Source organism: Janthinobacterium sp. GMG2 (assembly GCF_033949445.1).
GTDB lineage: Bacteria > Pseudomonadota > Gammaproteobacteria > Burkholderiales > Burkholderiaceae_D > Janthinobacterium > Janthinobacterium aestuarii.
In genome coordinates this window covers 163208-176202 of the sequence record NZ_JAXAWA010000010.1, presented here as the reverse complement: position 1 = coordinate 176202, position 12995 = coordinate 163208, and the positions used below count along the sequence as shown (strand labels likewise).

Genomic DNA, 12995 nt, shown 5'->3' with positions numbered 1-12995 from the left:
CAAAATTATCGGCCTGGGCAGTGTTCTGCGCAGGTGGCGGCAAGTAAAAATTATTTAGGATTGTTTATGCAACGTAAATCTTTGGATGTCTGGGTCGGCTTGTTCGTCTTGCTCGGTGTGGCGGCATTGATGTTTCTGGCGCTCAAGGCCGGCAATATGAGCTCGCTGTCTTTCAGCAAGACGTATACCATTAGTGCCAAGTTCGACAATATTGGCGGCCTCAAGCCGCAGGCGCCCGTCAAGGGCGCTGGCGTGGTGGTGGGCCGGGTCTCTGAAATCGTCTTTGACGACAAGACCTACCAGGCGCTGGTGAAACTCGACATCGAAGATGGCTACAAATTTCCGAAAGACAGCTCGGCCAAGATTTTGACGGCCGGTTTGCTGGGTGAGCAATATATCGGCCTGGAAGCAGGCGGCGATCTGGCGAACCTGGCAGAGGGCGACAAGATCGCCCGTACTCAATCGGCCACAGTGCTGGAAGATCTGATCAATCAGTTCATCTACAGCAAGGCAGCGGAAGGAAAGGACAGCAAATGAGCGAGTCGACCAAACAATCCCAAGGCAGCCTGGCGCGTATCGGCCTGGCCCTGGCCATCGCCGCCAGCGTGAGCGCTTGCGCCACCGGCACCAATCCGCGCGACCCGCTGGAAGGGTATAACCGCGCCATGTTCAAGTTCAACGACACGGTTGACCAGGTCGCCCTGAAGCCGGTCGCCACGGCCTACAAGAAGGTCACGCCATCGTTCGTGCAAACGGGCGTGGGCAACTTCTTCGGCAACTTGTCCGATGTGTGGAGCGCCATGAACAACTTGCTGCAAGGCAAGGGCGAAGCGGGCTTACAAGACGTCGTGCGCGTCAGCATGAACTCGACTTTCGGTATCTTCGGTCTGATCGACATCGCCTCGCAGGCCGGCATTCCCAAGCATAACGAAGACTTTGGCCAGACCCTGGGCTGGTATGGCGTCCAGTCAGGTCCGTACGTGATGCTGCCGCTGCTGGGCCCATCGACCGTGCGCGACACGGCGGCCCTGCCGCTCGATATCGCGGGCGACCCATGGCGCTACAAGGATCCGGCTTATGTGCGCAATATCGGCACGGTGACGCGCGTGGTTGACAAGCGCGCCGCGCTGCTCGACGCGACCAACCTGATGGAAGCGGCCGCGCTGGACCGTTATGAGTTCATCCGCGACGGCTTTCTGCAGGCGCGCGAAAGCAAGGTGTTCGATGGCGATACGGACCGCCGCGACCGCAAAGTGCCAAAAAACGACACCAGCGATTACGAGCCGGAATACGAGGCAAAACCGCAGCCTGCCAATGACGCGCCTGCGGTCACGGCCGCTGCCGATGTGGCGCCAGCGGACCTCGTAACATCTGGTAGCAATACCGTTGCTTCCCAGACCAGGCCGCAGGAGTAAACTGGACGCAAGAACACCACGGCTGCGATCAACGCCAGCCGGTGCATAGCAACACCATGAAAGGTAAAACCATGAAATTGATGAAACAACTGCTGGCGATGGCCACCATCGCCTTTGCCACCGCCGCCCAGGCCGCCCCCGCTGTCGAAGCGCCGGACGTCCTCGTCAAACGCATCAGCCAGGACGTGATCGACACGGCCAAGGCCGACAAGGCCATCCAGGCTGGCGATATCAAGCGCGTCACCGAATTGGTGGAAAGCAAGATCCTGCCGTACGTGGATTTCCAGCGCATGACGTCGCTGGCCGCCGGCCGCCACTGGCGCGACGCCACGCCTGACCAGCAAAAGCAGCTGGCCGCGGAATTCCGCACCTTGCTGATCTACACCTACTCGGGCGCCCTGTCGCAGATCAAGAACGAAACCGTGGAATTCAAGCCGCTGCGCGCCGACCCGGCCGACACGGAAGTGGAAGTGCGTTCGCAAGTGAACGTGGCGCGCGGCGAACCCGTGCCCCTGAACTACCGCGTGGCGAAAACCCCGTCCGGCTGGAAGATCTATGACATCAACGTGCTGGGCGCGTGGCTGGTGGAAACGTACAAAAGCAGCTTTGCCAGCGAGATCAGCAAGGGCGGCATCGATGGCCTGATCAAGACCTTGCAGGCAAAAAACAAGGCCCTGGCCAGCCGTCCCGCTGCCAAAGCCAAATAATCGGCTATCATATAGCTCCTGACCCAGCTCCAGACCAGCGCAGCCCGACGCCATGCCCGACTCTCTCGACACCTTGCAGTCCCTGACTTCCCTGACCGTGCACAATGCCACTTCGGCATTGGAGCAGGGTCTGGACGCCATCCGCTCGGGTCAGACGAAGTTCGACTTGCGCAACGTCAAGGCTGTCGATTCGGCCGCCGTTTCCGTCATGCTGACGTGGCAGCGCGCCGCGCAGGATGCCGGCGCCGTGCTGGAGCTGAAAAACCTGCCGAACAACCTGAAAAACCTCACCAAGCTGTATGGCGTCTGCTCGCTCGTCTCGAGCACGTTGACGGCTGACGACTGCGCCAGCGCCGGCGGCCACGCCGAACGCAGCCCGTCCGACCTGCATCATCATTGATCCTGTCCCACTCCCCGCATCAGCAGTAGCTTTCAAGCCGGCAGGCCAGCAGCGCCGCCGGATTGATCTCCAAGTGTTCCACGAATTTTCCAACTATAATTGACTGTTGCGCCGTCCTCGCCTGAAGGTGGCGCCCTGCACCGGCCTGCCGGCCTCGATGTCTCCGGCAACTGGCGCATCACACCAGACGCATTACACTTGAAACAAGCACATGACCGCAATTCAAATAACGAATGTAGAAAAGAGCTATAAATCGCTCAAGGCGCTGGGCGGCGTGTCGCTGGCCATCGAAGAAGGCGAGTTTTTCGGCCTGCTCGGTCCCAACGGCGCCGGCAAGACCACCCTCATTTCCATCATCGCCGGCCTGATACGCCCCGACGCGGGCACCGTCAAGATCCATGGCCACGACGTGGTCAAGGACTTCCGCAACGCGCGCCGCAACCTGGGCGTGGTGCCGCAGGAACTGGTGTTCGATCCGTTTTTCACCGTGCGCGAAACCCTGCGCCTGCAGTCCGGCTATTTCGGCCTGCCGAACAACGACAAGTGGATCGACGAGGTCATGGAAAACCTCGACCTGACCGGCAAGGCCGACACGAATATGCGCGCGCTGTCCGGCGGCATGAAGCGCCGCGTGCTCGTGGCGCAGGCGCTGGTGCACAAGCCGCCTGTCATCGTGCTCGATGAACCGACGGCCGGCGTCGACGTGGAACTGCGCCAGACCTTGTGGAAGTTCATCTCGCGCCTGAACCGCGAAGGCGGCCACACGGTCGTCTTGACCACCCACTACCTGGAAGAGGCGCAAGCCATGTGCCAGCGCGTGGCCATGCTGAAGACGGGCAAGGTGGTGGCGCTCGACACCATGTCGGCACTGATCCGCCGCATCGCCGGCTCGCAACTGCAGGTGCACCTCAAAAACGGCAGCCTGCCGGACGACCTGCGGCACCTGGTGCTGCATGCGGAAGAACAGCAGGCGCCGAACAAGTTCAGCCTGCGCGTCAACGAATACAGCGAAGTCGAGAAAATCCTCGCCCGCCTGCGCGAAGCGGGTGCCGAGATCGATGAAATGCAATTGCAACAAGCCGACCTGGAAGATATCTTCTTGCAGATCATGGATAAAGGTACCGTATGATTTCGACAGGATTTCGCACCCTCGTCTACAAAGAGACGCTGCGCTTCTGGAAAGTGGCGACGCAAACCGTGGCCGCGCCCGTGCTCACGTCGATGCTGTACCTGCTGGTGTTCGGCCATGTGCTCGACGGCCGCGTCGAGCCGAGTCCCGGCGTCAGCTACACGGCCTTTCTGATTCCCGGCCTGGTGATGATGAGCGTGCTGCAAAACGCGTTCGCCAATTCCTCGTCTTCGCTGATCCAGTCCAAGATCACGGGCAACCTGGTGTTCGTGCTGCTCACTCCCCTGTCGCACTGGGAAATCTTCTCGGCGTATGTACTCGCTTCCGTCGCGCGCGGCTTGGCCGTGGGCTTTGGCGTGTTCGCCATCACGTGCTGGTTCGCCGACCTGTCGTTCGTCGCGCCGCTGTGGATCGTCGTCTTCGCGTTTCTCGGCGCCGCCATGCTGGGCACCATGGGCCTGATCGCCGGTATCTGGGCCGAGAAATTCGACCAGCTGGCCGCCTTCCAGAACTTCCTGATCATGCCGGCCACCTTCTTGTCGGGCGTGTTCTATTCGATCCACTCGCTCCCCGCCTTCTGGCAGACGGTATCGCATTTGAACCCCTTCTTCTACATGATCGACGGCTTCCGCTACGGCTTCTTCGGCGTGTCCGACGTCAGCCCGTGGCTCAGTCTTTCCATCGTCGCCGGCTTCCTCGTGATCCTGGCGCTGGCGTCGATCCGCCTGCTGAAAAGCGGCTACCGACTGCGACACTAATTGCGCCGTTGATTGCGGCATATCACATCACTACATTATTCAATATCAAGGACTTATCGTGACCACCACTCCAGAACTGATCCACGGCTATCTGTCGGCCGGCCTCGAATGCACGCACCTCGAAGTGGAGGGCGATGGCCAGCACTTCCAGGCCGTGATCGTCTCGCCCGCGTTTGCCGGCAAGCGTCTGATCCAGCGCCACCAGATCGTCTACGCGGCGCTGGGCGACCGCATGCGCGAGGAAATCCACGCGCTGTCGATGAAAACCCTGACACCTGAAGAATTCCAAGGATAAGCACATGGACAAGCTCCTCATCAACGGCGGCAACCGCCTGAACGGCGACATCGCCATCTCCGGCGCGAAAAACGCCGCCCTGCCCATCCTGTGCGCGGGTCTCCTGACCGCGGGCGACCTGGATCTGACCAACGTGCCGCATCTGCACGACGTGGCCACGATGTTGAAACTGCTGGGCCAGACGGGCCTGAAAGTGCGGCAGGACGGCGACCGCGTGGTGCTCAACGGCAGCGCCATCGACACCCTGGAAGCGCCGTATGAACTGGTGAAAACCATGCGCGCCTCGATCCTCGTGCTCGGCCCCATGCTGGCGCGCTTCGGCGAAGCCAAGGTCTCGCTGCCGGGCGGCTGCGCCATCGGTTCGCGCCCCGTCGACCAGCACATCAAGGGCCTGGAAGCGCTGGGCGCCGAAATCCGCATCGAGGCGGGCTACATCTACGCCAAGTGCGCCAAGCTGAAAGGCGCGCGCATCGTCACCGACATGATCACCGTCACCGGCACCGAGAATTTGCTGATGGCCGCGACCCTGGCCGAAGGCGAGACCATCCTGGAAAACGCCGCCTGCGAACCGGAAGTGACCGACCTGGCCCACCTGCTGGTGGCCATGGGCGCGAAGATCGACGGCATCGGCACCAGCCGCCTGGTGATCCAGGGTGTGGACGCCTTGCACGGCGCCTCGCACGCGGTGATCGCCGACCGCATCGAAACGGGCACCTTCCTGTGCGCCGTGGCGGCCACCGGCGGCGATATCACCCTGCGCAACGTGCGCACCGACATCCTCGACTCTGCGCTCGACAAGCTGCGCGCCATGGGCCTGACGATGACCTTCGGCGCCGACTGGATCCGCGCCGAGATGTCGGCCCGCCCGAACCCCGTCAGCTTCCGCACGACGGAATACCCGGGCTTCCCGACCGACATGCAGGCGCAGTTCATGGCCGTGAACACGATCGCCAATGGCGCCAGCCGCGTCACCGAGACGATCTTCGAGAACCGCTTCATGCACGTGCAGGAAATGAACCGCCTGGGCGCCGACATCACCATCGAAGGCAACACGGCCATCATCGCCGGCGTCAAGCAGCTGCGCGGCGCGCCCGTGATGGCGACCGACCTGCGCGCGTCGGCGTCGCTGGTGATCGCGGCCCTGGCCGCCGATGGCGAAACGCTGATCGACCGCATCTATCACCTCGACCGCGGTTATGACCGCATGGAAGTGAAGCTGTCGGCCGTCGGCGCGAATATCGTACGCATCAAATAACAAGGAACGAGCATGAACGGATCGAACAACGGTGACAGCTCCCAGCTGATCCTGGCGCTGTCGAAAGGCCGCATTTTTGAGGACACCATGCCGCTGCTGGAAGCGGCCGGCATCAAGGTGCTGGAAAACCCGGAGACCTCGCGCAAGCTGATTTTGGCCACCAACGATCCGAACGTGCGCGTCATCATCGTGCGCGCCAGCGACGTGCCGACCTACGTGCAGTACGGCGCGGCCGATTTCGGCGTGGCGGGCAAGGATGTCTTGCTCGAACACGGCGGCGAAGGCCTGTACCAGCCGATCGACCTGAATATCGCTTCTTGCCGCATGTCGGTGGCGGTGCAGGCCGGTTTTGACTACGAAAAGGCCGTGCACCAGGGCGCGCGATTGCGCGTGGCCACCAAGTTCGTGCACACGGCGCGCGAACACTTCGCCGCCAAGGGCGTGCACGTCGACCTGATCAAGCTGTATGGCTCGATGGAGCTGGCGCCTTTGGTCGGCCTGTCCGACGCCATCGTCGACCTGGTCAGCACGGGCAGCACCCTGCGCGCGAACAACCTCGTCGAAGTCGAGCACATCATGGAAATTTCGTCGCGCCTGGTGGTCAACCAGGCTGCGCTCAAGCTCAAGCGCGAGCGCTTGCAGCCGATTATCGAGGCGTTTGAACGCGCTTCGCAAGCCTAGACACCTTCAGTAGCAGAAAGCCGATTATGCCGATACAGATACGCAAGCTCGATTCAAGCCAGGATGGTTTCCAACAATCGCTCGACACCTTGCTGGCGTTCGAGGCGGGCACCGATGCGGCGATTGAAACGTCGGTCGCAAAAATCCTGGCCGACGTGAAAACGCGCGGCGACGCCGCCGTACTGGAATACACGAACCGTTTCGACCGCATCCCGCATGGCGGCGCGGCGGAAATGGCGGCCTTCGATATTTCGCAAGCCGAATTGCAGGCGGCCCTGAACGGCTTGCCGTCGGCGCAGCGCGAAGCGCTGCAGATCGCCGCCCAGCGCATCCGTGCCTTCCACGAACGCCAGCGCGAAGAACTGCGCGGCTTTACCTACACCGAGCCCGATGGCACGGTGCTGGGGCAGAAGATCACGCCGCTGGACCGGGTCGGCATCTACGTCCCGGGCGGCAAGGCCGCGTATCCGTCCTCCGTGCTGATGAACGCCATTCCCGCGCACGTGGCGGGCGTGGGCGAAATCATCATGGTGGTGCCGACGCCCGATGGCGTGAAAAACCAGATGGTGCTGGCCGCCGCCGCGATCGCCGGCGTGACGCGTGTGATCACCATCGGCGGCGCGCAAGCCGTCGGCGCACTGGCGTATGGAACACAGAGCATCACCGCCGTCGATAAAATCGTCGGCCCCGGCAACGCCTATGTGGCCGCCGCCAAGCGCCGCGTGTTCGGCATCGTCGGCATCGACATGATCGCCGGGCCTTCCGAAATCCTCGTGCTGTGCGATGGCACGACGGACCCGGACTGGGTCGCGATGGACCTGTTTTCGCAGGCCGAGCACGACGAACTGGCGCAGGCGATTCTGCTGTGCCCGGACGCGGACTACATCGCGAAAGTGGAAGAGAGCATCGCCAAGCTGCTGCCGACGATGCCGCGCCAGGCCACCATCAGCACCTCGCTGGCCGACCGCGGCGCCCTGATCAAGGTGCGCAGCATGGAAGAGGCGTGCGAGATCGCCAATGCCATCGCGGCCGAGCACCTGGAAATCTCGGCGGAAAACCCGCAGCAGTGGGCCGAGCAGATCCGCCACGCGGGCGCCATGTTCCTCGGGCGCTTCTCGTCCGAATCGCTGGGCGACTATTGCTGCGGTCCCAACCACGTGCTGCCGACGTCGCGCACGGCGCGCTTTTCGTCGCCGCTGGGCGTGTACGACTTCCAGAAGCGTTCGTCCATCATTCACGTCAGTGAAGCGGGCGCGCAAACCCTGGGCCGTGTCGCCGCCACCCTGGCGTATGGCGAAGGCTTGCAGGCGCACGCGCGCAGCGCCGAACTGCGCCTGAAGCCGCAGCCATGACGAAGTTGGCGGAGCAGCCGGACTGGGTCAACCGGGTCTATTGCGAAGATGCGCTGGCGGGGCTGGCGCGCATTCCCGATGGTTCGGTGGACCTGATCCTGACGGATCCGCCGTACAACCTGGGCAAGGATTACGGCAATGCCTCGGACCAGCAGTCGGTGGCCGACTACCTGCGCTGGACGGAACAGTGGATCGATGCGGCGCTGCCCAAGCTGAAAGCCAACGGCAGCCTGTATATCTTCCTCACCTGGCGCTATTCGCCGGAGATCTTCGTCATGCTGAAACAGCGCATGGCGATGATGAATGAAATCATCTGGGACCGCCGCGTGCCGTCCATGGGCGGCAGCGTGCGCAGCTTTTCATCGGTGCACGACACCATCGGCTTCTTCGTCAAGCGCAAGGATTACTACTTCGACCTTGACGCGGTGCGCATCGCCTACGACGCGGCCACCAAGAAAGCCCGTTCGCGCTCGATCTTCATCGGCGCCAAATGGCTGGAAGTGGGCTACAACCCGAAAGACTTGTGGAGCGTGTCGCGCCTGCACAAGGAACACCCGGAACGGGCCGACCACCCGACGCAAAAGCCGCTCGAAATCATCGAGCGCATGGTCAAGGCGTCGTGCCCGCCCGGCGGCGTGGTGCTCGACCTGTTCATGGGCAGCGGCACCACGGCGCTGGCGGCGAAGCGCTGCGGGCGCGATTTTGTCGGCTTTGAATTGAATCCCGACTACTGCGCCATCATCGAACAGCGCCTGGCGGCGTTGACGCAGGAGCTGGCAGCACCGCCCGCGACCAAGCCCGCCAAGGCGGCAGCGAAGAAACCGGCGGCGGCCAAAAAGCCGCCCGCCGTGAAAAAAGCGCCGGCCCGCAAGGCGCGCAGCGCCGCCGTGCCGGAAGACGTCGTCATTTAGTCTCCACTTAATTTCATCAGGAGTGTTTGCAGCATGTCTTTCCTCGATCAGTTAATCAGCAACACCGTGCGCGCCGATGTGCGGGCCGTCAAAAGCTACCAGGTCGCCGATGCCAGCGGTTACATCAAACTCGATGCGATGGAAAACCCGTATCCGCTGCCGCCGCATCTGCGCGAGGAACTGGGCGCGCGCCTGGCCGCCGTGGCGCTGAACCGCTATCCGCCGTCGTACGCCAGTCTGCAGGCGGCCATCTGCGCCAAACTGGGCGTGCCCGCCGGCTACGACGTCATGCTGGGCAACGGCTCCGATGAACTGATTTCCATCCTGGCCATGGCGTGCGCGCACCAGGAGCCGGGCAAGCGCGCCGTGCTGCTCGCGCCCGTTCCCGCCTTCGTCATGTATGCACGCTCGGCGCAGTTTGCCGGCATGGATTTCGTCGGCGTGCCTCTGCAGGCCGATTTCAGCCTGGACATGCCGGCCATGCTGGCGGCCATCGAAGAACACCGCCCGGCGCTGGTGTTCCTCGCCTATCCGAACAACCCGACGGGTAACCTGTTTGCCAGCGCCGATATCGAGCGCATCCTCGCGGCGCTCGGCGACACGGGCATCGCCGTCGTCGACGAAGCCTACGAGCCGTTCGCGCAGCACAGCTTCATGGGCCGCCTGCCCGAGTTCGAGAACCTGGTGGTGATGCGCACCGTGTCGAAACTGGGTCTGGCCGGCATCCGCCTCGGCTACATGTCGGCCGCGCCGGCCCTGCTGGCGCAATTCGAGAAAGTGCGCCCGCCGTACAATGTGAACGTGCTGACGCAGGCGGCGGCCGAATTCGCGCTCGATCACCTCGATGTGTTGAATGCCCAGGCGGACCTGCTCAACAGCGCGCGCGACGACCTGGCGCTGCGCTTGGCGCAGCTGCCCGGCGTGACGGTATTTCCCTCGAAGGCAAATTTTCTTCTGATTCGTGTGGCTGATTCCGACGATGTTTGCGCAAAACTGCTTGCCCGCCGGGTTTTAATTAAAAATATGAGTAAAATGCATGCTGCGTTGGCCAATTGCCTGCGCATCAGCATCAGCACCCCGGAAGAAAATTCCCTTTTTTACGATGCCTTCAAGGCATCCCTCGTTTAGCCTACCGCCAGAGCCTCCCATGAACCGCACCGCAGAAATCACGCGCAACACCAATGAGACGCAAGTTCGCGTCGCCCTCAACCTCGATGGCACCGGCCAGCAAAAGCTGAACACTGGCGTGCCCTTCCTCGACCATATGCTGGATCAGATCGCCCGCCACGGCTTGATCGACCTCGATATCGAAGCGACGGGCGACGTGCATATCGACAACCACCATACGGTGGAAGACGTGGGCATCACCTTGGGCATGGCCGTGGCCAAGGCCATTGGCGACAAGAAGGGTATCCGCCGCTACGGCCATGCGTACGTGCCGCTGGACGAGGCGCTGTCGCGCGTGGTGCTCGATTTCTCGGGCCGCCCGGGCATCGAATACCACATCCCGTTTACGCGCGCCATGATCGCCGGCTTCGATGTCGACCTGACCCTGGAATTTTTCCGCGGCTTCGTCAACCATGCGGGCGTGACCTTGCATATCGACAACCTGCGCGGTACGAATGCCCACCATCAATGCGAAACCGTGTTCAAGGCCTTTGGCCGCGCGCTGCGCATGGCTGCCGAGCTCGACGAGCGCGCGGCCGGCATCATTCCATCGACCAAGGGTAGCCTGTAAGCGCCCGCGAACCACTGTAGATTCCGAGATCAAACATGAATAAAATTGTGGTGGTGGATTACGGCATGGGCAATTTGCGCTCGGTGGCGCAAGCGCTGCGTGCCGTGGCGCCCGAAGCCGATGTGCGCATTTCCGGATTGGCGCAAGACATCGACAGCGCCGACCGCATCGTCTTGCCGGGCCAGGGCGCCATGCCCGACTGCATGCGCAGCCTGCGCGAATCGGGCGTGCTCGAAGCGCTGCTGCGCGCCGCCGATAGCAAGCCCGTGCTGGGCGTGTGCATCGGCGAGCAAATGCTGTTCGACGGCAGCGAAGAGGGCGACGCGGCCGGTCTGGGCTTGCTGCCCGGCAAAGTCGTGCGTTTCCAGCTCGACGGCCAGGTGCAGGAAGATGGCTCGCGCTTCAAGGTGCCGCAAATGGGCTGGAACCAAGTGCGGCAAACGGCGTCCCATGTCATGTGGGATGGTATCGCCGACAACGCCTATTTTTACTTTGTGCACAGCTATTTTGCTCAACCTCAAGAAGCGTTGCACACGGTGGGCGAGACTGTCTATGGTGCGCCGTTCGCTTGCGCCGTCGCCCGTGATAATATTTTCGCCACACAGTTCCACCCTGAAAAAAGTGCTGCCGCTGGCTTGCAGCTGTACAAGAACTTCGTTCACTGGCAACCTTAACGTTAGCTCTCCGGCTTTTTTTCCGCCTCTCACTCACTTTTAAATCACACTGACCATGCTGCTCATTCCCGCCATCGACCTGAAAGACGGTCACTGCGTACGCCTGAAACAAGGCGATATGGAACTTGCCACCGTATTTTCCGAAGACCCGGCCGACATGGCCCGCCATTGGCTGATGCAAGGCGCGCGCCGGCTGCACCTGGTCGACCTGAACGGCGCCTTTGCCGGCAAGCCGAAGAACGAGGGCGCCGTCAAAGCCATCCTGAAGGCCGTGCAAGATTTCGCCGTGGAAAACGACATCGAGGAAATCCCCGTGCAGCTGGGCGGCGGCATCCGCGACCTCGACACCATCGAGCGCTACCTCGACGCCGGCATCACCTACATCATCATCGGCACGGCGGCCGTGAAAAGCCCCGGCTTCCTGCACGATGCCTGCAGCGCCTTCCCCGGCCACATCATCGTCGGCCTCGATGCCAAGGATGGCAAGGTGGCAACGGATGGCTGGAGCAAGATGTCGGGTCACGAAGTGATCGACCTGGCGAAAAAATTCGAAGCCTACGGCGTCGAATCGATCATCTACACGGACATCGGCCGCGACGGCATGATGGGCGGCATCAATATCGACGCCACCGTCAAGCTGGCGCAAGCCGTCAAGATCCCCGTCATCGCTTCGGGCGGCCTGCACAATATCGGCGACGTGGAAGCGCTGTGCGCGGTCCAGGCCGAAGGCATCGAAGGCGTGATTTGCGGCCGTTCCATCTATGAAGGCACGATCGACCTGGCGCAGGCGCAAGAACGCGCCGACGAACTGACCGACGCCGCCGTTTAAGCCTGCCGGCCGGGAGCGTGCCTGCGCACGCCCTGGCCTGGCGACAATCTGGATACCATCATGCTTGCAAAACGTATCATCCCCTGCCTCGACGTGACCAATGGCCGCGTCGTCAAAGGCGTCAATTTCACGGAATTGCGCGACGCCGGCGATCCGGTGGAAATCGCCCGCCGCTATGACGAGCAGGGCGCCGATGAAATCACTTTCCTCGACATTACCGCGTCCAGCGACAACCGCGGCCTGATCTTCGACATCATCGAAGCCGTGGCGTCGCAGGTGTTCATTCCGCTGACGGTGGGCGGCGGCGTGCGCGTGGTGGAAGACGTGCGCCGGCTGCTCAATGCGGGTGCCGACAAGGTCAGCATCAACACCTCGGCCGTGACGAATCCCCAGCTCGTGTACGAGGCGTCGCAAAAGCACGGCTCGCAGTGCATCGTCGTCGCCATCGACGCCAAGCAGGTGTCGCCCGGCAAATGGGAAGTGTTTACCCATGGCGGGCGCACCGCCACGGGCCTGGACGCGTTCGAATGGGCGCGTAAAATGGAAAGCCTGGGCGCCGGCGAGATCTTGCTCACCAGCATGGACCGCGACGGCACCAAAGTCGGCTTCGACCTGGGCCTGACGCGCGGCGTGTCCGACGCCGTCAGCATTCCCGTCATCGCCTCGGGCGGCGTGGGCGGCTTGCAGGACCTGGTCGACGGCATCAAGGTGGGCCGCGCGGACGCCGTGCTGGCCGCCAGCATCTTCCACTATGGCCAGCACACGGTGCAGGAAGCCAAGCGTTTCATGGCGCAGCAGGGCATCCCCATGCGCCTGGCGTAAATACAAGCAATAAAATCAGCAGGATAGAA

Annotated in this window: 16 protein-coding genes; all 16 read left to right on the top strand. The window is 62.4% G+C overall.

Translation table 11 applies throughout. The features are described 5' to 3' along the window. Positions 1-66 precede the first annotated feature (66 nt). The 16 genes from mlaD to hisF all read left to right on the top strand — a co-directional run bounded on the left by mlaD (position 67) and on the right by hisF (position 12966). Positions 67-537, top strand: a complete 471-nt coding sequence (mlaD, locus tag SKZ59_RS27610) for an outer membrane lipid asymmetry maintenance protein MlaD (protein WP_034753810.1) — start codon at positions 67-69, stop codon at positions 535-537. After that, positions 534-1415 carry a VacJ family lipoprotein gene (locus SKZ59_RS27605; RefSeq protein WP_319993538.1) on the top strand — a complete coding sequence of 294 codons (882 nt, stop codon included), beginning with the start codon at positions 534-536 and terminating at the stop codon, positions 1413-1415. The genes mlaD and SKZ59_RS27605 overlap by 4 nt, the downstream gene beginning before the upstream one ends. Before the next feature lie 71 nt (positions 1416-1486). Further along, positions 1487-2122 carry a phospholipid-binding protein MlaC gene (locus SKZ59_RS27600; protein ID WP_034753816.1) on the top strand — a complete coding sequence of 212 codons (636 nt, stop codon included), beginning with the start codon at positions 1487-1489 and terminating at the stop codon, positions 2120-2122. A 52-nt stretch (positions 2123-2174) separates the two neighbouring features. Beyond that, complete coding sequence (locus tag SKZ59_RS27595) at positions 2175-2522, top strand: lipid asymmetry maintenance protein MlaB (RefSeq protein WP_034753819.1); 348 nt, start codon at positions 2175-2177, stop codon at positions 2520-2522. Positions 2523-2733: 211 nt separating this feature from the next. Beyond that, positions 2734-3651, top strand: a complete 918-nt coding sequence (locus tag SKZ59_RS27590) for an ABC transporter ATP-binding protein (protein WP_072457445.1) — start codon at positions 2734-2736, stop codon at positions 3649-3651. Continuing rightward, on the top strand, positions 3648-4409 hold the full coding sequence (locus SKZ59_RS27585; protein WP_034753822.1) for an ABC transporter permease: 762 nt from the start codon (positions 3648-3650) through the stop codon (positions 4407-4409). Before SKZ59_RS27590 ends, SKZ59_RS27585 begins: the two co-directional genes overlap by 4 nt. Positions 4410-4467: 58 nt before the next feature. Then, complete coding sequence (locus tag SKZ59_RS27580) at positions 4468-4704, top strand: BolA family protein (protein WP_034753824.1); 237 nt, start codon at positions 4468-4470, stop codon at positions 4702-4704. A 4-nt stretch (positions 4705-4708) separates the two neighbouring features. After that, on the top strand, positions 4709-5959 hold the full coding sequence (gene murA / locus SKZ59_RS27575; RefSeq protein WP_034753826.1) for a UDP-N-acetylglucosamine 1-carboxyvinyltransferase: 1251 nt from the start codon (positions 4709-4711) through the stop codon (positions 5957-5959). 12 nt (positions 5960-5971) lie between these two features. After that, positions 5972-6640, top strand: coding sequence for an ATP phosphoribosyltransferase (gene hisG, locus SKZ59_RS27570; protein ID WP_070219646.1), 669 nt, complete (start codon positions 5972-5974; stop codon positions 6638-6640). 26 nt (positions 6641-6666) lie between these two features. Then, positions 6667-7992 carry a histidinol dehydrogenase gene (gene hisD, locus SKZ59_RS27565; protein ID WP_319993537.1) on the top strand — a complete coding sequence of 442 codons (1326 nt, stop codon included), beginning with the start codon at positions 6667-6669 and terminating at the stop codon, positions 7990-7992. Next, complete coding sequence (locus SKZ59_RS27560) at positions 7989-8903, top strand: site-specific DNA-methyltransferase (RefSeq protein ID WP_319993536.1); 915 nt, start codon at positions 7989-7991, stop codon at positions 8901-8903. Before hisD ends, SKZ59_RS27560 begins: the two co-directional genes overlap by 4 nt. A gap of 33 nt (positions 8904-8936) precedes the next feature. Then, on the top strand, positions 8937-10031 hold the full coding sequence (gene hisC, locus SKZ59_RS27555) for a histidinol-phosphate transaminase (RefSeq protein ID WP_319993535.1): 1095 nt from the start codon (positions 8937-8939) through the stop codon (positions 10029-10031). Positions 10032-10050: 19 nt separating this feature from the next. Beyond that, complete coding sequence (gene hisB, locus SKZ59_RS27550) at positions 10051-10641, top strand: imidazoleglycerol-phosphate dehydratase HisB (protein ID WP_010402123.1); 591 nt, start codon at positions 10051-10053, stop codon at positions 10639-10641. A 35-nt stretch (positions 10642-10676) separates the two neighbouring features. Then, positions 10677-11315 carry an imidazole glycerol phosphate synthase subunit HisH gene (gene hisH / locus SKZ59_RS27545; RefSeq protein WP_072457435.1) on the top strand — a complete coding sequence of 213 codons (639 nt, stop codon included), beginning with the start codon at positions 10677-10679 and terminating at the stop codon, positions 11313-11315. 55 nt (positions 11316-11370) lie between these two features. Next, positions 11371-12144: a 1-(5-phosphoribosyl)-5-[(5-phosphoribosylamino)methylideneamino]imidazole-4-carboxamide isomerase gene (gene hisA / locus SKZ59_RS27540; protein ID WP_034753842.1), complete on the top strand. Its 774-nt coding sequence runs from the start codon at positions 11371-11373 to the stop codon at positions 12142-12144. Between the two features lie 60 nt (positions 12145-12204). After that, positions 12205-12966 carry an imidazole glycerol phosphate synthase subunit HisF gene (gene hisF, locus SKZ59_RS27535; protein WP_034753845.1) on the top strand — a complete coding sequence of 254 codons (762 nt, stop codon included), beginning with the start codon at positions 12205-12207 and terminating at the stop codon, positions 12964-12966. Positions 12967-12995 lie beyond the last annotated feature (29 nt).